Source organism: Megasphaera lornae, assembly GCF_000214495.1.
Lineage (GTDB): Bacteria > Bacillota > Negativicutes > Veillonellales > Megasphaeraceae > Megasphaera > Megasphaera lornae.
The window spans coordinates 40,497-63,480 of sequence record NZ_AFIJ01000032.1; the positions used below are offsets into that span (position 1 = coordinate 40,497).

At 45.7% G+C, this 22,984-nt stretch carries 16 protein-coding genes, 1 pseudogene and 1 other annotated feature; of the genes and pseudogenes, 5 read left to right on the forward strand and 12 right to left on the reverse strand.

What is annotated here, in order from left to right:
* Positions 1-8: 8 nt before the first annotated feature.
* The 5 genes from floA to trpS form a co-directional block, all read right to left on the reverse strand.
* A complete protein-coding gene (floA, locus tag HMPREF1039_RS04655) occupies positions 9-1,043 on the reverse strand; it encodes a flotillin-like protein FloA (RefSeq protein WP_007391271.1) in 1,035 nt (344 codons plus the stop codon).
* Positions 1,044-1,062: 19 nt separating this feature from the next.
* The gene (locus HMPREF1039_RS04660; protein WP_176603346.1) at positions 1,063-2,316 is read right to left on the reverse strand and encodes an NfeD family protein; all 1,254 of its coding nucleotides are present in this window, start codon (positions 2,314-2,316) and stop codon (positions 1,063-1,065) included.
* A 59-nt stretch (positions 2,317-2,375) separates the two neighbouring features.
* Positions 2,376-2,789, reverse strand: a complete 414-nt coding sequence (locus HMPREF1039_RS04665; RefSeq protein ID WP_007391244.1) for a hypothetical protein — start codon at positions 2,787-2,789, stop codon at positions 2,376-2,378.
* Between the two features lie 83 nt (positions 2,790-2,872).
* Positions 2,873-3,463: a 5'-deoxynucleotidase gene (gene yfbR, locus HMPREF1039_RS04670; RefSeq protein WP_007391245.1), complete on the reverse strand. Its 591-nt coding sequence runs from the start codon at positions 3,461-3,463 to the stop codon at positions 2,873-2,875.
* A gap of 9 nt (positions 3,464-3,472) precedes the next feature.
* Positions 3,473-4,462, reverse strand: a complete 990-nt coding sequence (gene trpS, locus HMPREF1039_RS04675; RefSeq protein WP_007391319.1) for a tryptophan--tRNA ligase — start codon at positions 4,460-4,462, stop codon at positions 3,473-3,475.
* A gap of 51 nt (positions 4,463-4,513) precedes the next feature.
* Positions 4,514-4,737: a binding site (T-box leader), on the reverse strand.
* 186 nt (positions 4,738-4,923) lie between these two features.
* Between trpS and HMPREF1039_RS04680 the strand changes: the two genes are divergently transcribed.
* The 3 genes from HMPREF1039_RS04680 (at position 4,924) to rpsD (ending at position 7,582) form a co-directional block, all read left to right on the forward strand.
* Entirely contained in the window at positions 4,924-6,186 is a 1,263-nt protein-coding gene (locus tag HMPREF1039_RS04680; RefSeq protein WP_007391220.1) for a DEAD/DEAH box helicase, read from the forward strand.
* 10 nt (positions 6,187-6,196) lie between these two features.
* Positions 6,197-6,883: a hypothetical protein gene (locus HMPREF1039_RS04685; protein WP_007391214.1), complete on the forward strand. Its 687-nt coding sequence runs from the start codon at positions 6,197-6,199 to the stop codon at positions 6,881-6,883.
* Positions 6,884-6,994: 111 nt separating this feature from the next.
* Positions 6,995-7,582 (forward strand): 30S ribosomal protein S4, encoded by a 588-nt coding sequence (gene rpsD, locus HMPREF1039_RS04690; RefSeq protein ID WP_007391316.1) that lies wholly within the window; start codon positions 6,995-6,997, stop codon positions 7,580-7,582.
* Between the two features lie 501 nt (positions 7,583-8,083).
* Here the strand turns inward: rpsD and HMPREF1039_RS04700 are convergent.
* Positions 8,084-9,688, reverse strand: coding sequence for an L-lactate permease (locus tag HMPREF1039_RS04700; protein WP_007391237.1), 1,605 nt, complete (start codon positions 9,686-9,688; stop codon positions 8,084-8,086).
* A gap of 720 nt (positions 9,689-10,408) precedes the next feature.
* On the opposite strand from HMPREF1039_RS04700, the gene HMPREF1039_RS04705 reads away from it, so the two are divergent.
* On the forward strand, positions 10,409-11,059 hold the full coding sequence (locus tag HMPREF1039_RS04705) for an ECF transporter S component (protein ID WP_007391273.1): 651 nt from the start codon (positions 10,409-10,411) through the stop codon (positions 11,057-11,059).
* A gap of 195 nt (positions 11,060-11,254) precedes the next feature.
* Here the strand turns inward: HMPREF1039_RS04705 and ileS are convergent, their stop codons facing one another.
* Entirely contained in the window at positions 11,255-14,053 is a 2,799-nt protein-coding gene (gene ileS, locus HMPREF1039_RS04710; protein ID WP_007391221.1) for an isoleucine--tRNA ligase, read from the reverse strand.
* Between the two features lie 308 nt (positions 14,054-14,361).
* A complete protein-coding gene (locus HMPREF1039_RS04715; RefSeq protein WP_007391311.1) occupies positions 14,362-15,765 on the reverse strand; it encodes an alanine/glycine:cation symporter family protein in 1,404 nt (467 codons plus the stop codon).
* A gap of 434 nt (positions 15,766-16,199) precedes the next feature.
* Here HMPREF1039_RS04715 and HMPREF1039_RS04720 point away from each other — a divergent pair, with 434 nt between their 5' ends.
* Positions 16,200-16,928 (forward strand): NAD-dependent protein deacylase, encoded by a 729-nt coding sequence (locus tag HMPREF1039_RS04720; RefSeq protein WP_007391306.1) that lies wholly within the window; start codon positions 16,200-16,202, stop codon positions 16,926-16,928.
* 136 nt (positions 16,929-17,064) lie between these two features.
* Here the strand turns inward: HMPREF1039_RS04720 and HMPREF1039_RS04725 are convergent, their stop codons facing one another.
* From HMPREF1039_RS04725 to coaD, 4 genes and pseudogenes are all read right to left on the reverse strand, one after another.
* The gene (locus tag HMPREF1039_RS04725) at positions 17,065-19,437 is read right to left on the reverse strand and encodes an endonuclease MutS2 (RefSeq protein ID WP_007391313.1); all 2,373 of its coding nucleotides are present in this window, start codon (positions 19,435-19,437) and stop codon (positions 17,065-17,067) included.
* 12 nt (positions 19,438-19,449) lie between these two features.
* Positions 19,450-21,855 (reverse strand): DUF3656 domain-containing U32 family peptidase, encoded by a 2,406-nt coding sequence (locus HMPREF1039_RS04730; protein WP_007391238.1) that lies wholly within the window; start codon positions 21,853-21,855, stop codon positions 19,450-19,452.
* Between the two features lie 158 nt (positions 21,856-22,013).
* Positions 22,014-22,481: a hypothetical protein gene (locus HMPREF1039_RS04735; RefSeq protein WP_007391234.1), complete on the reverse strand. Its 468-nt coding sequence runs from the start codon at positions 22,479-22,481 to the stop codon at positions 22,014-22,016.
* Positions 22,482-22,492: 11 nt separating this feature from the next.
* A pseudogene (coaD, locus tag HMPREF1039_RS04740) lies at positions 22,493-22,983 on the reverse strand (pantetheine-phosphate adenylyltransferase).
* Position 22,984 lies beyond the last annotated feature (1 nt).

Sequence of the window (22,984 nt, forward strand, 5' to 3'; positions counted from 1 at the left end):
TCTCTCACCTACTTATCCTCCGGAGACGACGATTCGCCGTGTCCGGTGTCGGAATCTCCCACCTGTCGATGTTGATGCTTGGGTATCCCCGCTTTTGCCACAGCATCGCGCATTTGTGTATCGGCCATAATATTTTTCATTTGATAATAATCCATTACGCCTAAATTCCCCGATTTAAGTGCTATCGCCATGGCTAACGGCACTTCCGCCTGCGCTTCTACAACTTTCGCCTGCATTTCTTGTGTATACGCCTGCATTTCCTGCTCCTTGGCTACCGCCATCGCCCGTCTTTCTTCCGCTTTCGCCTGCGCGATTTGTTTATCCGCTTCCGCCTGATCGGTCTGCAACCGGGCGCCGATATTACGTCCCACGTCAATATCGGCAATATCAATAGAAAGAATTTCAAAAGCCGTTCCGGCATCCAACCCTTTACTTAAAACAGTTTTTGAAATTTCATCCGGATTTTCCAATACCATGGCATGATCGGCAGCCGATCCCACACTGGTTACAATCCCTTCCCCGACACGAGCAATAACCGTCGCTTCTCCCGCACCGCCAACCAACCGTTCAATATTGGCCCGCACGGTTACTCGCGCTCGTACCTTTAACTCAATACCGTTTTGAGCTACGGCGGAAATAAACGGCGTTTCAATTACTTTGGGATTCACACTCATTTGTACCGCTTCCAACACATCTCTTCCCGCCAAATCAATCGCGCAGGCTCGTTCAAACGTTAATTCCATCTGTGCACGATGTGCCGCAATCAACGCATCTACCACATGATCGACATCGCCGCCGGCTAAATAATGCGCTTCCAATTGATTCACATTCATATTCAATCCCGCTTTATTAGCCTTCACTAACGGTAAAATAATTTTTGACGGCACCACTCGCCGCAAACGCATCCCTACCAAATTGCCGATGCCGACAGAAACTCCTGCCGCCATGGCGGAAATCCATAACCCCAACGGCACAAAATGAAAAAATGCGGAAATAACCAGGATCGCTACAACAATACAAAAACCGGGAAATACAATAAACATGAAAAGTCCTCCTTTGCGCTCATAATGATCGTTCGGGAAGCGGCTCCACTACTACTCGCCCGCCTTCCACACGAAGTACGCGAACAGCTACATCCCTTTCAATAAACATGCCGGTCGATACGGCATCTATACGTTCCCCGTCCACCCGAATAATACCGGCGGGACGCAAAACGGTAATCGTTCTGCCGCAAGCCGATACATAGGAACTATAATCTTTTTGCGACCTATAACCGTACGCCGTTTGCTGTCGTTGATGCAATACTAATTTTTCAAGCCCGCGACTGTGCGGCAGCCATCTTGCAAGCAAGAAAAAAACAACCCCTGCAGCTACCGTACAGGCCGCCAAAAAATACACGGCGGCTACATTGGCGCCCAAAAAATAAAATAAGCTGCCGTATAAAAGAATAACACCCGTTACACCGAACACCCCCGATCCCGGTATAACCAACTCTATCCCCAAACAAAGAATACTGCCCATAAAGGCCGCCATGACACGAAAATCAAAGTTCATCGTCGATGCCCCCGAAACATACAAGCCAATCCCCGCAACAACGGCGACAGCCATTCCGGCACCGATGCCGGCCAGTTTAATTTCCGCAAGTATCGCCATCATAATCAGCACGACCAAGACCATCCGTACATACACATTCTGCAGGATGCCCGTCAACTGATCGCCCGGGGTAACGGTTACGTCAACGGTTCGGAAACGCCCTAAGCTGAAAAATTGTAAAGCCTCTTCGACAGTCGTTGCCGTTCCTTCCGAAAATCCCAACGTCTGTGCCCGGTCGGGAGTAAGCGTCAAAGTATATGCCGAGGACGCCGTATAGTTCGGTACCTTTACGGTAGCATCCGCCATCGCGGCCGCCACCAAACGATTTCGCCCCGTTGCCGCCGCATTGTTTTCAAATAGAGAACGCCACGCCTGCGTATCTCCTTCGGTTGCATACCTTCCCAAGCGCCCGCCGGGGGCCATAATAATATGGCGACAGGATAAAGCAATCGCCGTTCCGGCCGCACTGTTCGCACCTCTGACATAGGCAATCGTCGGCACAGATGATGCCGCCAACACTGCACTCACTTGTTGCGCCTGTCGTTCCTGACCGGAAGTAACGGACAATACGACTACCACCGCCGGTGCGCCTTCGGTTGCGGCTTGCGTTAACGTTCGTCGCAGCAATACCTGCCGACTCTCCGCCAACTGTCCCGCAACATGAACAATACGAACCGCCGCATTGTCCTTAGCCGCAACCGGTGTTCCGCCGCCTGTCCCCATACAAAAACAAAAAAGAGAATCCATCCGTATAGTAACCGTTTCATATGATTTCTCCCGGTTTAATCGGAACGTACGTCGTCATGCGTTTTTTCCGAAATCCATTGAAAATAGCCGGCATCCCGAAAAGACCTCAATTCTTCCGGTGACAACCCGTAGGCCGCTTGTTTTTCCAACTCTTCTACGGTTTTCATTTTTATAATTTCAATCTTATCCAAGACCGCCTCGTACACAGCCGTTGATTTATTCTCCCGAATCCATTCAATCATATGCTCCAGCCAAACTTTACATGTCCAAGCTGTGTCGCCATGATTATGACCGCGCAATATACGAATCTGTTCCGATTCCGGAATTTTTGCTAAAAGCCAATTCCAACGTTCTCCGGCGATAACGTATTGATACTTCTCGTCAATCGCACGTAAATGCTGTTCCCGAAGCTCCAATATATACCGTGACCAAAACAAACTGAGTGTCATATTGACACCTCCATTACTGATGTTCAGGGGCTTATTTAGTATATTCCACAAAAATAATAAAACTCCTTTTTCCTCCTGCCGTACTAGCCGTCAGAATTCGCATGCATTTGATCTAACGAAAGACTGAAACTCGGCGCATAGGTTTCCAGAAACAGCGTAATCTCCGGCATGTTCAACGCTTGTAATTGCCCTTCCAACGTATGAAACGCTTCTGTAAATTCTCGATTTCCGTCCGCTACTTCCTGTAAACATTTTAAATACGCGGATAACGTGTCCGCAGCTTTAACCAACGGCCATTCCGGTTCTTCTTCGGGATAACAAATAATCGGTTTATACCCCGCTTGCAACTCCGCAGGAAGCGCGGACAGCAATCGTTTCCGCGCCTGCTCTTCTACCGTCCCGTACGTCTGTCGCATGCGGGAATTAAAATATTTGACCGGAGTCGGCATATCCCCCGTAAAAACTTCCGAAGCATCATGATACATCGCCAATACGGCAGCATGTTCCCCATTAAGTGCGCCGTGAAAATACGTATTATGCAGCACACATAAATGATACGCCAAAACAGCCGTTTCCAACGCATGTTCCTGTACATTTTCAGAGCGACGATTATACATCAAACTCCAACGCCGAATCAATTTCATCCGTGAAAGAATAGCAAAAAAATGACTCATATTCTTCTCCTATTTACGATCCAATCCCATCACTTGTACAACCTTATCATACGTACGAGAGGCCGTTTCCCGGGCCTTAACCGCACCTTGATCCAATATTGCATCCAACACGGGATTATCAATTAACTCGGCATACCGCTTTTGAATCGGCTCCAATGCCGCAATAACGGCGGCGGCCACACTCTTTTTAAACTGCCCGTATCCTTGGCCGGAAAATTCTCGTTCCACCGCCGCATGATCCGTATCCGTCACGGCCGCGTAAATATCCATAAGATTAGCTATACCCGGTTTTGTTTCCGCATCATAATGAACGGAATTTTCACTATCCGTTTGTGCCCTCTTTATTTTCTTTTCAATATCCTTCGGCGCATCCAGTACATAAATCGTAGCCATCGTATTATCATCCGATTTACTCATTTTTTTGGTCGGTTCTTGTAAACTCATGACACGCGTGCCGCCTTGTCCTAAATAAATTTCCGGAATGGTAAATACCTCTTCTTGATACAAACGATTAAACCGTTGCGCCAAATCCCGCGTAATTTCCAAATGTTGTTTTTGGTCATCGCCTACAGGCACAAAATTCGTTTGATACAATAAAATATCCGCCGCCATAAGAGGAGGATACGTTAATAACCCGGCCGGAATAGAATCGCCCTGTTTAGCCGCCTTATCTTTATATTGGGTCATCCGTTCCAATTCTCCGACATACGATAACGTGGTCATAATCCACCCCAGCTGTGCATGCTGCGGAACTTCCGACTGCACAAATAACGCCGCTTTTTCCGGATCCAACCCTGCCGCCAAATAAATTGCCGCCAATTCCCGCGTCCGCCGGTGCAATAAAGCAGGATCTTGATGCACCGTAATCGCATGTTGATTAACCACGCAATAGTAACATTCATTTTGCTCCTGCATCTTGGTAAAATTACGCAAAGCGCCTAAATAATTTCCTAACGTAAGATTTCCGCTCGGTTGAATTCCCGAAAAAATAACTGCCATAACAGCTCCTCCTTTACCTTAAGCAAAGATAAAAAAAACCTCTCGCCCTCTTATAGGGACGAAAGGAAAAACGTTCCGCGGTACCACCCCGGTTGGCATATAGCCCGACTCATATAAACACTCTAATAACGGGGAGCGACCGGCGGCACCTACTTAATTTTCGAAGCGCATCTCCCGGGCCCATTCCTTGCCATTTCTCCCTATCGGACTTACACTTGCACCGACTCGCTGTGAGAGCTCCCATGGAAGTACTTACACCCGTTCATTGACGATGTCCTAATTTATAGCTATTCTATACTCTTTTACTCTTGCTGTCAATATTTTACCCCCGTACATCCCTCCTTCCTCCAACCCGTACGACACATCATGTCACACAATATGTATCCTCTGGTCATTCCGACAGTACCTTGCTATAATAAATAAATATTAATGATTACTTTATACGGGAAAGGATATTATCCATGAATACTACATTTCAAACCTTGGGCGTAAGCCCGATTCTTTGCGAACTGTTAAAAAAGCGGGGAATCGCCGTTCCTACGCAGGTACAAGAAAAGGCCTTGCCCGCCTTATTTCAAGGGCGCGACATCTTAGGACAGGCGCAAACCGGAACGGGAAAAACACTCGCCTTTCTATTACCGGCATTACAACAAATACACCCGGACCAACATCAGGAACAAGTATTAATCCTCGCTCCGACACGCGAATTGGCCAAACAAATCACCGCCGTCGCCACCGACTTGGCCGCCGCCTTGCACATTGACGTACTGAATATTATCGGCGGACAAACCATCGAAAATCAATTACAAAAATTACAACGTCATCCGCAGGTGATTATCGGGACGCCCGGTCGCTTATTGGATCATTGTCGGCGGCATTCACTAAATCTCACCGGCGTAGGCCGAATCATTGTGGACGAAGCCGACCAGCTGTTACAAACCGGCTTTTTAGAAGATGTCGATACGCTGCTCGACATGACCCCCAAAAGAAGACAACTGCTGTTCTTTTCCGCAACCGTACCGGATAAAATAAAAAGCCTGGCAAAAAAACATATGCACAATCCGTTCGTGTTTCATGTGCTGGAAGGAAGCAGTATTGCTTTGGAAACTATTGAACAACGCATATACATGATAAAAGAAGAACAAAAATTTTCCTTTCTCTGTAAACTGTTACACGAAATGAATCCGTATTTAAGTGTGATTTTCTGCAATACTAAAGAACGAACTTCGATTTTAGCGGGCCAACTGATCCGGGCGGGGTTTGCCGTCAGCGAACTTCACGGCGATCTTTCACAAGGACGCCGCACCCAAGTATTGCGCGATTTTTCCAAAGCCAAAACACAATTACTCGTAGCTACCGATATTGCCGCACGCGGACTGGACATTGCCGGCATTACCCACGTTTTTAATTATGATGTCCCGCACGATATAGATTACTATATTCATCGTATCGGCCGTACCGGACGTGCCGGTAATGACGGTCTTGCCGTCACCTTGGCGACGGCGGCGGACGAAGATTGGGTACGTCGGATTGAACATGCGATTCGGGCCACCATTACCAAATATACGGCCTCCGGAAAAATACAAGTAAAACAAGCCCCTACGGCGCCTAAAAAGAAACGAATTTACAAAGATAAATTACCTGTCGCCACCTATCAGGCTACCAAAGAAAAACGTCATAAAACATTACATAAAGGCGGCAATAATCGACGCCGTCGCTCTTAGGAGGCCACGTATGAACAGAACAATACTCATTGCCCTCTGTGCCGTAACCGCCCTGTGCTGTGGCGGTTGTGACAATATTACGTATTCCGGAAAACCCGTTTCGTTTCCGTCCGTGCAAGAATCGCAAAATACGCCGAAAAACAGCCCGCAAAACGATCGCGCCCGCGAAACGGAACAAACGACAAAGGATATCGCCTATACCGACAGTCGCCATAAAACCAAGCATCCCCGACCGCTCCCTGCAAAGCAAGTACCGCAAACGACGGGAGAAAACCCGCCGGACGAACCGGAGCGGCCGGAAATTAATCATACCCGCATAATAACCGGCCTCGGTAATACTGCCCGAAATTGGAATCGCGTCTTCGGTATGCCCTATCAGCAGGGTACCGCCTTGAAAGTATACCGGAACGGTACCTGCAAAGTGACCTTTACCCAAGGGCAGGCCACTACTATTACCTTAAATCCCCAAGTCGGCGAGATTCCCGCCCTTACCGCCCTGATCCCCAAAGACAGCCGAAAACGCGGCACTCGCAAACGCGATATAGGCGTAACCGCCATGGAAACCCAATCCTGGTACAGTCCCGCATTAAAAAAGGCCTTACCTGCCACGAAAGGCAATTTCACCGTGATCAAAACCCGTATAAAAAACGACGATACCAATATTGTCATTACCTGTGACAATTCCATTCAAAAGTAACCTTCCGTCTGTATTTATAAGATATTGACACGATCTATACACTATGTTATTATGGTTTCATATTGTGACATGATGCATGTCACAAATAAACTACATGAGGTGATGTAAACAATGGCAACGAGGAGAGAAGCACGTTTTAAACAATGTCGCCGGTTCGGACTCAATGTGTACGGACATCCTAAAGCATTAAAACGTGTGAAAAAAGAACAACGTCAGAAAAAAATGTCTGAATATGGTACACAATTATTGGAAAAACAAAAACTTCGCGCATACTATAACTTGCTCGAACGCCAGTTTGTCCGTTATTATGATAAAGCTAAAAAAATGGACGGCGTAACCGGTGAAAATATGTTAAAATTACTGGAATGCCGTTTGGATAATATCGTCTATCGCATCGGCTTTGCCAATTCCATTCGTCAAGCTCGACAAATGGTGAACCATGGACATATCTTAGTCAACGGCAAACGTTGCGATATTCCTTCGGCCCACGTTAAAGTAGGTTCTGTTCTTACTTTAAAAGAAGCGTCCCGCGACAATGAAATGTACAAAAAATCTTTCCAGGAACTCAAAACATTCGATGTTCCGTATATTGAAAAGAATTTTGACGGCTTTGAAGGTACGTTGACTCGTATGCCGGAACGAGATGAAATACCGGTTGAAATTAACGAAACGTTAATTGTCGAATTGTATTCAAAATAATCTCGGTACGATTACCGTGAAAGTTTCCCATAAGGGCGATACTCTCTCTAATAAAGAGTATCGCCCTTATTTTTTTATATCCTTTTTCCCGCTGCCTGAAAACCGTCCCGATTTCTTTATAGTACCGCCTACTATTCGACACATAAACCCGTACCGCCTCACCATGCTGCGATCCTCTCCGGCAGTTACCTGTAAGCGACCGTTATAATAAAATGCCGGACGTTGACCTCCCCGCTTCCGCGTCTCCCCACCGCTGAAACCGGCACACCCGCACTGTATACGGCCGTTCTCTTTCTTTGCAGTATATTGCGGCTTACACACCTCTATTGCCTATACGTCGGGTATTTGTATATACCCTCTTATTGCCGCAGCCATATACCGATTATTTTGTCACTTTACCGCGATTTCGCAAGCGGCAGAATCTTGCGCAACAAAAAGCGGCAGTATCAGTTGATACTGCCGCTTTACGCAGTTTTGCCATGAAAAAGAGAGGGAACTTCCTTAATGCAAGAATATGTTCATACCGAAAATGCAAATTACGCCACTTATAATAACATATAAAACGAAGTATTTAGCGACATTCTGCATAATAACATTCGCTTTGATGCTTTGTCGTAATTGCTCTGCTTTACCGCTTTCTATGTTCTTATCTTTAATGAAAATTTCCAACGCCGGAGCTACCGCACCGATACCGATAGCGATACTCTGAGGCGAGAACATTTTACCGGTTCCCGCTGCACCGGAACTGCCTGCCGCCAACCACGAAGCCAGCCCGGCATTTCCCGGCATAAGTTTTGCTGCCGCCGCGGTCTGCAAGGGCCCAAAAAGAACGTTACTGTTCGTACCGGAACCGGTAATAAATCCGCCGATTGCACCGACAAACGGCGCAAATGCGGGATATGCCGTACCGGTGACACCTACCAACGCACTCGCCAAATTAGCCGTCATGCCGCTGTAGGTCATCAGTTTTGCAGTCACTACCACCGCAATAATGGTTACATACGTAAATTTCAGATTTTTAAACGTAGTCCCCAGCACGCTGAGCATTTCTCCGCCTTTAGCTTTTTGATAGGCACCGCCCAAAAATGCGGAAATAAAGATCATGATCCCCGGCGTCGCAATCCATACAAACGTATACGGTTTGGCATGCGCGCCTAAGTAAATATGTACCGCCGTCTTAATGGAGCTGAGCGGCCCGTTGATGAACGGAAACAGTTTCGAAGTTACCAGCAACAAGATAAAAATCAGGATAAACGGCATAGCCGCAGTAATCCCTTCACTTGTGGATACGGGTCTTACTTCCGCATCTACCCGATAGTCGGGATCATTCGGTTTGAATATTTTAGCGCAAACAATAATCGCACCCATTACAATAATCGAAGAAATCATAACGGATAATTCCGGTCCTACAGCCAAATTGATCACCAGTTCCGGAACCGCCAACGCCAACCCGGCAATCAAGGTCGGGAAAAATACCCCTTTCAGCGATTTGGCCCCGCAAATAATACCGACCACAAAGAACGGCGAAATAACATTTAATACAAATAATTGCGTCGAAATAAAGGTCCCCAATTGGGTCGGCTCCAACCCCGTCAAAGAAGCTAATGTAGTCGTCGGAATACCGATAGAACCGAATGTCGTCGGTACGGAGTTGGCTACCAAACAAGCCAAAATAGATTTTAACGGATCAAATCCCAAGGCCACCATCATGGCTGCCGGAATTGCTACGGCCGTACCGAACCCGGCCATCCCTTCCATGAAAGCGCCGAAGCCCCATGCCAACAGCAGGGCCAAAATCCGTTTGTCCGGGCTCACACTGGTCAACATAGTTTTAATCGTTTCCATAGCCTTTGTATGTACGACTAAATTATACGTGAAAATAGCCGCCGTAATAACCAGTAAGATAGGCCAAATTGCCAAGGCCACCCCTTCCAAAGCACCGGACAGCATAACAATCACTACTTTTCCGAAAGGCCCTACGGCAACGATAAAGGAAATAATCGCCGCAATACTGCACGCCTTCCAAGCCGGCATTTTCAATACGGTTAACCCGATCAGCAACCATAAAATAGGCAAGACTGATAAAAATACATCCAAAGCATTCATGAATATTCACCCTTTCTGTAATTGCGAAGTATATTCCTGCTGTTTCTTCGCATTTCTTGATTTCCCGATTATCAAAATCCCTATTCTTCCTTTTTTCTGATAACGGAGAGTGCCAAGAATCAGGCTTTCACCTCCCGCCTTCTCTTATTCTACAACTGACAAAACCGCCTAACGGAACACCTTACACTTCCGTGTGTGTTTCTTTTATCATTATAATGCATATGTCGAATAATGCAATATAGTATTCTATTATAGCAATGCTTTTATTTTATCATTCTTAATAGTTCTAAATTTTTATATACAATATATTTCCGCACAATTATTCTTTATTATTTTAATTTTTTGTCGAAAAATTTATTTGCCGCATAAAGTTGAGATTCATTATTATATTTTATTTTTTATTTTTTATGCATATTCTCAAGAATCGCATAATTTGTGAATGATTTTATGTAATACTCTCATTTTCTTTTCATTATAGTGCATGCGGTTATCAATTTTCCGCTTTCCCGCCCCGGTTATATTGCACTTCATATCTCCCTATGCTACTATATATACTATAATAATAGTAAGTTCCCTCTATAATAAAACAAAACCTAAAGAATTGTAATAATTCTTCTTAAAATTTATAAATCGTGCTCCGGGGCCTCTCTTGCCTGCAAGTATGCCCCTGATTATAATAACAACTTTTATTTCCATACCGATAAAAGGGGGATATGATTCATGAATTTTCGTACTCATAAAATTACTGTTATCAGCATGTTTTGCGCCTTATCGTTATTAGCGGTAATTTGTATTCGCATTCCTATTTTTTTACCGTTTCTCACCTATTCTCCCAAAGATGCGCTCATTACTATAGGCGGCCTCATTTTCGGCCCCTTAACGGCACTGATTATTTCTTTGATTACCGCTTTTTTAGAAATGATTACGGTCAGTGATACGGGAATATTGGGCTGTATCATGAATTTTTTAGCCAGTAGCGCCTTTGCTTGTATAGTGACCTATACTTATAGGCGCTATCACACCAAACGCGGCGCGGTTGTCAGTTTAGTTTTCGGTACCGTTGTAATGACGGCGTTTATGCTGTTATGGAATTTTTGCCTTGCGCCCATTTACATGGGCTGTAGTCGCGAAGCGGTTGTGAAGCTGATGCTCCCCGCTTTTTTACCGTTCAATATAATAAAAGGCGTCGTAAACAGCGTTCTTATTATGGTCCTATATAAACCTGTCATTATGACCTTGCGAAAGCGCTATACGTTTTTACAACAACCGACAGCTCCCTCGCCTATCACCGAACGAATTACCTACCTGCTGCTTATACTGATTTTGCTCATTACGGGGATTACTTATTTTATCGCCCGGCATCATATGTAAAAAAAACGCGTGTATTCCTTATGGATACGGCGCTTTTTTTTTTGCAATTCACCACTCGTTTCATCCCGCCAGGCCGTCGCTGAAAATAAAAAAGTTAGGATGAATACGGTCTGATATCCTAACCGGTACCCATCCTAACGAAAAATTCTCTCTACTGCTATCCGCTACATCCCGTTACCGGGCGTGACACGCTCCCTATTCCTGTGTCAATACGGCGGCACAACGCGCACAAAGCGTCGGGTGCCGTTCATCCTTACCTACACTTTCACTGTGTATCCAGCAACGTTCACATTTTACATGTGTCGAGGCCGTAACCACAATTTTCATATCCTCATGTTCTTCTCCGGGCACCGCATTCTCCGGTGCCGTACCTTTCACCACCGTGGCTTCGCTGACAATTAATAAAGTGGCCAGACGATCTTTCCAGGTAGCCAAAAAGTCATACGTTTCCCCTTCCGCATAGACCGTTACCGCCGCATCCAACGCATGGCCGATCGTTTTCGCCTGCCGTGCGCCTTCCAAAACCCGCATGAGATCACTGCGATACGAAAGAAATTCCTGCCAACGCGCTTCCAAATCGGCATTACGATATTCCGGATGCGCCGTAGGCCAATCCGTTAAATGCACACTTTCTTCCTTATCAACCGTTTCCGGCATATGTTGCCATACTTCTTCCGCAGTAAATGACAATACGGGGGCAACAATTTTTACTAACGTAGTGAGAATTCGGTATATCGTCGTTTGTGCACTGCGACGAACGGGAGCGTCCTGTCGTTCCGTATACAATCGATCTTTGATGACATCCAAATACATCGCACTCAAATCAACAGTGCAGAAATTATGAATGGTATGGTACATGACATGGAACTGATAGGTTTCATAAGATTCCGTCACACTTTCCCGCACCTGCTCCAATCGCGACAACGCCCATTTATCCAATTCCGTTAACGCTTCATAGGGCACACTGTCCTTCGCCGGATCAAAATCCGCCAAACTTCCCAATAAATAACGGAACGTATTTCTGATTTTCCGATATACATCGGACAATTGTTTTAAAATCTTGGGCGACAACCGAATATCCCCCTGATAATCAGCGGAAGATACCCATAACCGCATTACATCGGCGCCGTATTTTTCAATAACTTCCTGCGGCGCTACTGTATTTCCAACCGATTTGCTCATTTTACGGCCTTCCCCGTCAACCGTAAATCCGTGTGTTAAAACCGCTTTATACGGAGCATACCCGTTGGTTGCCACCGACGTCAATAAAGAAGAATTAAACCAACCGCGATGCTGATCCGAACCTTCCAAGTACAAATCGCAGGGATACGACAAATCCGGATCATGTTTCAACACGCCTTGATGCGTGCAGCCGCTGTCAAACCAAACATCCATAATGTCGCTTTCTTTGCGAAATTCATGACTGCCGCATGCGGGGCAGGTAAATCCTTCCGGTAAAAGTTCCGCTTCACTATGTGCCCACCATGCATCCGAGCCTTCTTCGGCAAAAATTTTCTGCAAATGCGCCACGGTTTCATCATTAATGATATATTCTCCGCAATGCTTACAATAAAAAATAGGAATCGGCACGCCCCATACCCGTTGCCGTGAAATGCACCAATCTCCCCGATCATGAATCATGTTATAAATTCGATCATGCCCCCAGGAAGGAATCCACTGCACTTGATCGATCGCCTGCAAGGCCTCTTGACGATACCCGTCTACCGAAGAAAACCACTGTTCCGTAGCCCGATAAATGATAGGTTCTTTACAACGCCAACAATGCGGATACTGGTGACGGAACGTACTTTTGGCAAACAATGCATCGATGGCCGCTAATTTTTTAATCACCGGCACATTGTTGTCAAACACAAACACGCCTTCATATCCGGGAACTTTGTCCGTATATCGTCCCGTTTCATCTACCGTTCCCAACGGTTTAATATCCCAGGCCGAATATTTCATGCACACTTCAAAGTCATCTTGCCCATGGTCGGGCGCCGTATGAACCAAACCGGTACCGGCATCCAACGTAACATGATCCCCCAGCAGAATCGGGGCTTTTCGTTCATAAAACGGATGTTGAAAAATGAATCCTTCCAACTGCTTTCCCTGCATACGTTCCGGTAAAATCTCATACGTATCTATGTCGGCGGCCTTCATTACTTCGTCCACCCGTTCTTGCGCCATAAGTAAATATTCTTCCGCCACTTTGACCCATACATAGGTAAAGTCGGCATTGGCGCTAATCGCCAAGTTACAAGGAATGGTCCACGGTGTCGTCGTCCAAATTAAAGCAAATACCTTGTCCGGATCGGCGTCTTTCGGCATATGGCAATTCACATCCACTGCTTTAAATTTTACAAAAATAGAAAACGACTTATCCTCTTTATATTCAATTTCGGCTTCGGCCAACGCCGTTTCGCAATGAGGGCACCAATATACTGTTTTCTTGCCTTTATAAATATGCCCGTTTTTAGCCATTTTTCCGAAAACGCCGATTTGTTCCACTTCAATATGGTGCTGCAACGTCAAATACGGATGCTCCCATTCGCCCAACACGCCGAAACGAATAAAGTCGTTTTTTTGAATTTCCACTTGTTCCAACGCATAATCCCGACATTTTTTCCGCAATTCCAATGGCGTCATTTCATGACGATTTAACCCCGTATTTTTAATAACGGCATGTTCAATAGGTAATCCGTGCGTATCCCAACCCGGAACATATTTCGTATAAAACCCCTGTTGGGTTTTATATTTTAACACAATATCTTTTAATACCTTATTTAAAGCATGGCCGATGTGTAATTTCCCATTAGCATACGGAGGCCCGTCATGTAAAATAAATTTAGGTCCGCCTGCCCGTTTTTTTAAACGTTTATGGTACACATCCTGTTCTTGCCAAAATTTCAAAAACTCAGGTTCCCGTTTCGGCAAATTGCCGCGCATGGGAAATGCCGTTTCCGGTAAATGTAATGTCTTGCCGTAATCCATACCGATCCCTCCTAAAAAAATAACATCTTCGCCCCAAAGGGACGAAGATGTTTAATCACCGTGGTACCACCCTATTGACTGTATTTACAGCCACTTTATACGCACAATAACGATGCGACCCGACAGTTTCCTGCAGCTCCCAAGTGATCCGCCTGTATACTGCTCTTCTCGAGCTTTCACTATCCTCGATTCGCTGTCAAAGCATCTCATACCTGCCGTCTTGTTCGTTGCTTTTGTATATAAACTTATTGTATATAGCCGTATTGTAAGGGTAAATAGCTATATTGTCAAGTAAAGGAAAGCGTTTCTTATTTCCAAAATTCCACCGTGTGTTCCTCAATCCCCACATCGGCCGCCTTAAACACGGGATTTTTCCCTTCTTTTTTCTGCCGGGCATAATCCTTCAATGCTTTTACCGCCACATTCCCCAGAACCACGCAGGACGGAATGTTAATAATGCACATAATGGCCATTAAAATATCGGCAATATCCCAAACCGCCGCCATCGACATAGCGGAGCCGATAAAAATAACGGCCACGCAGGCTGCGCGAAACCACCATACAAACAAGCGGGACGGGCCTTTTTTATGAATAAAGCGAATACAATTGTCCACATAATATAAATTGCCGATTAATGTGGAAAAGCCGAAAAGCAGCATGCAAACCGTAATAAGCAGGGGGCCGAAATGACCGTATACGGAAGTGGCGGCTTGCTGAACATATAAAGCGCCCGCCGCGTCTTCCGTAATAGGCACGCCGGAAAACAACCCTAAAAACGCCGTCGCACTGCAAACTAAAATTGTATCGATAAATACGGATAACATTTGCACCAGCCCCTGCTTAACGGGGTGACTGACATCCGCCGCCGCCGCCGCATTCGGAGCGGAACCGATACCTGCTTCATTAGAATACAACCCGCGTTTAATCCCATAGATCAGGCAGGATCCGGAAACGCCGCCCAACATAGATTTAAAATCAAACGCATCGGCAAAAATCACACTGAATACATGCGGCAAGGCAGTAATATTCATTAAAATAACAATAATTGCCGCAATAATATATACCGCCCCCATGACGGGTACCAATACAGAAGTAATTTTAATAATACGTTTGCCGCCGCCCAATACACAATAGGCTACAATGACCGCAAATATGGCCCCGATAATCCACGGTGTAGTGTCGGGGTTATAAAAAGAATAGGCAATAAAAGTAGATTGCATATTATAGGAACATAGAAGATTGAACCCGCCGGCATACGTCAAAATCAAAGCGACTGCAAAAATCACACCGATCCATCTTTTTTTCAGCGCCACCGAAATATAGTATGCAGGACCGCCGAAACTGCCGCCATATATATCACGGCGTTTGTAAATCTGTGCCAACGTGCTTTCAATAAATGCCGTAGAACCGCCGATTAATGCCAATAACCACATCCAAAACACGGCACCCGGACCGCCTAAACAAATGGCGGTGGAAACCCCTATAATATTCCCGGTACCCACTCGTGATGCCGTCGATACCATAAGAGCCTGAAAGGAAGATACCGAACCTTCTTTCGCCGGCTTTTCCATGACTACGCGAATACTTTCCTTAAACATGCGCAACTGCACAAAGCCTGTTTTACCGGTAAAATAAACCCCCGCAATCGTTAAAATTACAATTAATACGGGATAATACAATACGCCGTCCCAATAGTCCAAAATAGGCATCATCCGAAAACCACTCCTTTTTTTATTAAGGTTCGGAACCTATATGCACCTTTTATATTCATACCAAAAATACATGAATCCGAACTGCCGCATACAGGTTCTGAAAAACATAAAAATATCATAATATTTTTTCGTTTTTATGTCAATATTTATATCATTTCCACATATTACATAAAAAAATAGATATTTTTCTATATATCCCGTAATTTTCGGGGTATTCAGTCTTTTCCGGTTTTACGTTTTAGCCGTTTTTTCTGTATTCTTATTTTTCATTTATAGATTACGTTCTCCTCAAGTATCCCGGACCGCTGAAAAAATATTGTATTTTGTATACCTGTGCCGATTATTTTCACGTTATTTATGAGCCGACAAAATGTAGTATAATAAATAAAACGTTCCCCTTAACGGGTTCACTATACGTGTAAAGGAGTGGTTGCATGTCCCCTATAGAAAAATTCCAAAATTTACTTTCATCCTCACAAAATATTGTATTTTTCGGCGGTGCCGGGGTTTCTACGGAAAGCGGCATTCCCGATTTTCGCAGTACCGACGGCTTGTATAATCAAACCTATCAATACCCGCCGGAAACGATTTTGAGCCACAGCTTTTATCGGTCTCAGCCGCACGAATTTTATCGCTTTTATCATGATAAAATGCTCTGCCTAACCGCACAACCGAATGCCGCCCATTATGCGTTGGCCGCCTTGGAAAAAGAAGGAAAATTAAAAGCCGTAATTACCCAAAACATTGACGGGCTGCATCAAAAAGCGGGCAGCCGCAATGTATTGGAACTGCACGGCAGTATTCATCGCAATTTCTGTGAATCATGCGGAAAATTTTTTGCCGCTTCCTATATGGCCGATGCACCGGACATTCCTCGTTGCGACGTTTGCGGCGGCACTATCAAACCGGATGTAGTGCTCTACGAAGAAGGCCTGGATGAAAGCGTATTGCAAGCCGCTCTACAATACATTCGCCAAGCGGATATGTTGATTATCGGCGGCACCAGTTTGGTCGTATATCCGGCGGCCGGATTAGTGCGCTATTACCGCGGACATAAACTCGTATTAATTAATAAAAGTACTACCGACATGGATACGGCGGCAGACTTAATTTTGCGCTATCCTATCGGCGAAACCTTTGAAAAAGCGGGATTTGCCCGCTAAGTTTCTTACCCCGGCAACGCCTCCGTCTATTTGGGCGTATTGTCCGGGATACCTACAGCCCCCGACCGCTATCATTTTGCCGCATGAAAAAAGTACGTGTTGCCTGAAAAGGTACACGTACTTTTTTCTTTTTTATTTATTTAAAATAAACCAAGGTCACACCGGCTCCGCCGCCTTCTCCTTCCTCTGCTGTTTTAAATTCCTTCACAAACGGTAAATCCGCCAAATATCCGTGAATTTGCCGCCGCAGAGCGCCGCTTCCCTTACCGTGAATGATTTTCACCGGACTGAATCCCGCTCCCAATGCCTGATCCAAAAATCGTTCAATATCCGGTAAGGCATCCGCATACGTTTTCCCGATAACATTTACTTCCGTAGCAATCCGGGTTACCGGTTTACACGTATGTGTCGCAGTCTGCAACGTTTGCTTTTGTTCACGCCGCTTCTCTTCCTGTATTTCCGCAGCCGTCGGCAGGCTCACATCTTTCGCCTTGACCCGTACGGTCAGGGTTCCTACGACTGCCGTTATGTTTTTCCCTTGTACCGAAACGACCTTCCCCGCTTCCTGTAACGAATTGACAAACACAATATCGCCGTTTTGTAATTCCTCGCTCTTTACCGGCACTCTGCCGCCTTCGTTACTGCCGGGAAGCGACAAATCGCGAATATTTTGTCGCGTCCGTTGAATGACCGCGGCCAGTTCCTCCGGCGCACTTTTCTTTTTACTTTGTTTTAATTGTTTAATAATCTGTTCCGATTCGATTCGCAGCTTGCGCTTTGCTTCCCGGGCATCCTGCCGTGCTGCAGTCAACAGCAGCGACCGCTCTTTTGCCGCTTCTTCGCGTTCTCGCTGCAATACGGCTTGTTGCCGGGTAATCTCCCGTAAACGTTGCGCCGTTTCTATTTCCCGCAATTCGAGATCCTTTTCTTGTCGATTCAATTTTGCCAATATATGTTCCATATCGACATGGCTCGTCTGCTTACGAATCTTCTCGGCAAATTGCAACACCTCTGCAGGCATTCCCAACCGGGCGCTGATACTGAACGCATGACTGCTTCCCGCCGTGCCTATGCGCAATTTATAGGTAGGCTGTAAGGTTTTATCATCAAATTCCACATGCGCATTTTCTACGCCGGCCGTTTCATACGCATAATTTTTTAAGTCATTATAATGCGTCGTTACCATAACATCCGCCCCGCGTGTTTTTAATGCATCTAAAATAGCAATGGCAATCGCACTTCCCTCTGTCGGGTCGGTACCGGATCCCAATTCATCTATTAATACCAAATCTTTTTCGCGGCAATGCCGTAAAATATAAACCAATTGTTTTATATGGCCTGAAAAAGTACTTAAATTCTGTGATAAATCCTGTTCGTCCCCTATGTCGGAAAATACCTCCCGAAAAACCGCCAATACCGATTCCGCCGCTGCAGGAATAAATAATCCGGCCTGATGCATTAACACCTGCAGTCCCAACGTTTTCATCGCCACCGTTTTGCCGCCCGTATTCGACCCCGTAATGAGCAATACCCGGTACTCATCGCCTAAACGCAACGTATTGGGTACTACTTTGTCGGGAGAAAGTAAAGGATGTCGGGCCTGTATAAGCCGGATAACTCCCGCCTCACCCATACGCGGTCTGATTGCCGCCATTTTTTCCGCCAACGCCGCTTTCGCAAAGCAAAATTCCACTTGACCGGCGGCCCGGGTCGCCAGCAGCAATGCCTCGTCCTGCGCTTTAATGGCTTCCGTTAAACGGGCAAAGATTCGTTCCAGTTCTTTTTCTTCTCCCATGCGTACCGTTTGTAATTCATTATTACCGTCCACCATCGCCAGCGGTTCCACATACAAGGTCAGACCGCTGGCCGATGTATCATGTACAATCCCCGGAAACGCTCGACGATATTCTTGCTTAATAGGGATAACATAGCGATTATTCCGCACAGTAAACAGCTGTTCTTGAAAATATTTTTGATATTCTTTATGTTGCAATATCTCTGTAATCATTCGCTTCGTACGATTTTCCAATGTGGCTATCCGCGTGCGCAACCGAAATAATTCGGGCGATGCCGTATCTCTAATTTGTAAATCTTCATCAAATACTCGCGAAAAATTTTTCTGTAAAGCCGTAAAATCCGCTATCGAAGCGGCCCGTTTACTTAATTGTACATAGGGCGTGTCGGGCACGGCCAGTTTCTCTTTGATGATCATATACGCTTGTATATTATGCCATATGGCAATACACTCCGCCTTTTCCGGAACAATATTACGTGCCGCTTTAGCCAATGCCGGGCGAATATCCGTCAGCCGACCGTAGTCGATTGGACCTTCTTGCAAGCGATATTGTACCGCCTCTTCCGTATCTTGTAAGCGACGGATCACTTCTTCTTGTATAGGACTGGGCCGTAACCGTCTCGCAATTTCTTTAGATAGTGAAGACGGCGCCAAGCGTACCAACTGCTGTTTAATTTGCGAAAAGCCTAAAATCCGCATATTTCTTGTATTCATACTGCACTCCTATTAACCGATCCCATGAAAAAAATGCCCGCGCGTTACGCGTATATCTTCTTTGGCGACAGCGGACGTCGTTCCCTCTAAAGCACGTTTATATTGTCGACATAATTCTTGTACCCGACGCGGCGATTCACCGCGAGCATCTATCCGTATTGCCGCAATGCCGCAATCTTTCAACAGGTCTATATACGGCAACATGGATAATTCACGAGTATTTAAAATATGGGTTCTTCCATACGGATCCGTAACAAGAGGAAATTGTTGTTGCTTGCGATCCTTTATATACCGTGGTCCGGAACCCTCCCGCTGCGACTTCATCCCGAAGGCTTCGACCGGCGAAAACTCCGTAATCATCATTTCTATCCTGCCTTGCACCAACACTTCCAACGGCGGCGCTCCCTGCTGTATCATACACCGTATCTGCTTTATCGTACATTCCGGAGACACGGTTACGGATTGACACCGCCAGCCGGCATATACTCGGGCGGCTGTCGTATTAAAAATATTTAACGACCAATCTGCCCGCAAGGGCATGGTCGGTGCCGTTTCCTTTACCCATGCAAACTCCCCTAAAGCACCGATATATACGCCCTGTACAGGAAATTGCACGATCATTTCCCACTCCCTTTGTAACTGCGGCTTATCTTTTTCCCGCAACACCCGCGGCATAGCCGCCCACAAGGGAATCTGCCGTGCCGTTGTCATGGCGGTTACCTGCTCCCACTCCGCTCGGGTCCACGGCGTGACGCCGTATCGTTCACCGCCGAAAATAATCGTATCCGCTCCCGCTTGCACGGCGGCCGCCGCCGTTTCCGGCGTATCACATCGCACATATAAAGCCGGCAATGTACCTCCCTGTTCAACCGGTAATTTTCTTTCATAAGTTTCCGCAACCGAACAATCACCGTGCCGACTTGCCGGTCGTCTATACGAATGAATAATTTCTTTTTGTAAAGCTTGAATCCCTTGTCGCCGCAATTGATTCAATACACTGACGGGAATCATATAGCGTTCATCCCACATAGTTACTGCCGCTAAAGAAAAAGGCGTATCGCCCAACCGCCGCATTTGTTTTATCACCCGGTCCCGATCGGTCGGACAGGTCGTGGCCGCCACGGGAATATACGTACTTGCCGCCGTTACGACATGCCCGTTTTCATCCCATACACGCAACACCAATTGCCCGTTTTTCCCGGTTTCTAAATACATATAAATAGGAATCGTTCGGGTTCTTCGTGCCGTGCACGGTTCTTTTTTGGACTGCATTCGATATAAACTCCCCGGAATTGCCCCCTCTTTCCCTACTTGAAGTTTATACCGTCCTTGCTGTTTTAAAGGAATACAAGCCCGCACTGTCGTTAGAAAGGAAAAGTTTCCGCCCTGCATAATCCCGACGCAATCCCCCGCCTGTACAGCTGCCGTTGCCTGAATAAAAAGGTCTTTTCCCCGTACCTTACTGACAGTCCCGATACGTTCTCCCTGATTATGTCCCGGTTTTTCCGTAACGGTTTGCCGTCCCACACGCCCACGTAAAAAATCCGCTTGTTCCGCCCGATGAAAGCCTTCATGAACTTTACAATGCGCTTGTTGCAGTAAGTCGGCGGCAATGGCCGAGGAGGACCGACAAGCCGTAAGTGCCTGCCGGTAAGCCGTAACCGCCGCTTGCACATAGCGACTGTCCTTCATGCGACCTTCAATTTTAAAAGAGGAAACTCCGGCTGCCGCCAACTCTTTTATTTCCGCCAACGCATTCAAATCTTTTAGACTGAGTATATACGCCGGTTGCGGCAATACTGCTTGCGTTCCCCTTACCAATTGGTACGGTAATCGGCACGGTTGCGCACAAGCTCCCCGATTGCCGCTGCGTCCCCCTATAAAACTGCTCATCAAACATTGTCCCGAATAAGACATACACGAAGCACCGTGCACAAATACTTCTACAGCAATCGGGGCTTTACGACAAATCCTTTTGATTTCCTGCAATGTTAATTCACGCGCCAACACGACTTGTGAAAAACCGGCATTTGCCAACTGCTGTACGCCATAGCTGTCGCTTACCGTCATTTGCGTGCTGCCGTGTAACGGTAAAGCGGGCGCTATTTTTCGGGCAATGGCGGCCACCGCCAAATCTTGCACGATAATACCGTCCGCCCCTACTTGATCTAAAAATTTAATATATTCCTCTACCGCCGCCAACTCTGTATCGGCAACAATAATATTAACCGTAACATAAATGCGCACGCCGAACAGGTGTGCCCAATGTACGGCTTGTTGTATTTCATCCCGACTGAAATTATGCGCAAAGGAACGGGCATTAAATGCTTTTCCCCCTAAATATACGGCATCGGCGCCCGCTTCCACAGCAACCCTCACCTGTTCCGGTGAGCCGGCCGGAGCTAATAATTCCACCATACGCACTCCTTACCTTTTATAAAATATACATTTTATTATATTATATTCTTTTTTTCTAAAAAGCAACTCTCCTCCGAAATATAAAAAAACAAGCAGACATTACATGAATGTCTGCCTTTTATCCGGAATCCGGCCATATGCCGCTTACAGCAAAATACTTACGACTGTTCCTCCTCTTTTTTGTTTGATTTCAATAAACTTTCCCGATTTTGTTGAATACTGGACAACGTTTTTTCCAATGTAGATTCCACATATTTCAACACATCTCCGGCATACCGAATCGAACTGTTTTTCAACTCTTCGGATGAATTATTTGCCTGTAAAATAATTTGATTAGCGCGTTCTTGTGCCTGCCGCACCAATTCACTTTCTTCTGTCAATTTGGCAATATAATCCTTCGCTTGTGCCACCATACTGTCGGCATGATGTTGTGCATCCGATAAAATTTTATCCCGTTCGGCAATAATTCTTTTAGATTGATCCAATTCTGCCGGCATAGCCTCTTTTAAATCATCAATAATTTGCAATATTTCCTCTTCTTCAATCATTTTTTTGTTCGTAAAAGGCATTTTTGCCGCATTTAATATGGCGCTTTCTAAATCTTCCAACAACTTATCCGAATTCATGTACTCCACCCCTATGCCTCGTATTTGCTTTTAAAGCGTTCTTTTAATTTTTTTCTACATATGCCGGAACCATTCCGTCCAACTTCCCCCCAAAGCAAGCCAGCTCGCGAATGCCGGTGGAACTGATGTATGAATAGTTTGTACTCGTCATAATAAAGACGGTTTCAATCTTCGGTTCTACCTTTTTCATGAGTAATGCTCGTTGGAATTCATATTCAAAATCACTCAGTGCCCGCAAGCCGCGAATAATAATCGTAGCACCGTGCGCTATAGCATATTCATTTAGTAAGCCCTGAAAACTGACAACTTCCACATTATGAATATGTTTAGTCGTTTCCAACAGTAATTCTTCCCGTTCTTTCATTGTAAATAACGGTTTTTTCGTAGGATTTTCAAAAACGGCAATAATCAACTTATCTACTAATTTGCTGCCTCTTTCAAAAATATCAATATGCCCGTTCGTCACAGGATCAAAACTCCCCGGGCAAATTCCGATACGCACA

Bases quoted from the DNA above. Each gene is read 5' to 3' on its own strand.
- floA (WP_007391271.1), bottom strand. From the start codon at position 1,043: ATGTTTATTGTATTTCCCGGTTTTTGTATTGTTGTAGCGATCCTGGTT.
- HMPREF1039_RS04660 (WP_176603346.1), bottom strand. From the start codon at position 2,316: ATGGGGACAGGCGGCGGAACACCGGTTGCGGCTAAGGACAATGCGGCG.
- HMPREF1039_RS04665 (WP_007391244.1), bottom strand. From the start codon at position 2,789: ATGACACTCAGTTTGTTTTGGTCACGGTATATATTGGAGCTTCGGGAA.
- yfbR (WP_007391245.1), bottom strand. From the start codon at position 3,463: ATGAGTCATTTTTTTGCTATTCTTTCACGGATGAAATTGATTCGGCGT.
- trpS (WP_007391319.1), bottom strand. From the start codon at position 4,462: ATGGCAGTTATTTTTTCGGGAATTCAACCGAGCGGAAATCTTACGTTA.
- HMPREF1039_RS04680 (WP_007391220.1), top strand. From the start codon at position 4,924: ATGAATACTACATTTCAAACCTTGGGCGTAAGCCCGATTCTTTGCGAA.
- HMPREF1039_RS04685 (WP_007391214.1), top strand. From the start codon at position 6,197: ATGAACAGAACAATACTCATTGCCCTCTGTGCCGTAACCGCCCTGTGC.
- rpsD (WP_007391316.1), top strand. From the start codon at position 6,995: ATGGCAACGAGGAGAGAAGCACGTTTTAAACAATGTCGCCGGTTCGGA.
- HMPREF1039_RS04700 (WP_007391237.1), bottom strand. From the start codon at position 9,688: ATGAATGCTTTGGATGTATTTTTATCAGTCTTGCCTATTTTATGGTTG.
- HMPREF1039_RS04705 (WP_007391273.1), top strand. From the start codon at position 10,409: ATGAATTTTCGTACTCATAAAATTACTGTTATCAGCATGTTTTGCGCC.
- ileS (WP_007391221.1), bottom strand. From the start codon at position 14,053: ATGGATTACGGCAAGACATTACATTTACCGGAAACGGCATTTCCCATG.
- HMPREF1039_RS04715 (WP_007391311.1), bottom strand. From the start codon at position 15,765: ATGATGCCTATTTTGGACTATTGGGACGGCGTATTGTATTATCCCGTA.
- HMPREF1039_RS04720 (WP_007391306.1), top strand. From the start codon at position 16,200: ATGTCCCCTATAGAAAAATTCCAAAATTTACTTTCATCCTCACAAAAT.
- HMPREF1039_RS04725 (WP_007391313.1), bottom strand. From the start codon at position 19,437: ATGAATACAAGAAATATGCGGATTTTAGGCTTTTCGCAAATTAAACAG.
- HMPREF1039_RS04730 (WP_007391238.1), bottom strand. From the start codon at position 21,855: ATGGTGGAATTATTAGCTCCGGCCGGCTCACCGGAACAGGTGAGGGTT.
- HMPREF1039_RS04735 (WP_007391234.1), bottom strand. From the start codon at position 22,481: ATGAATTCGGATAAGTTGTTGGAAGATTTAGAAAGCGCCATATTAAAT.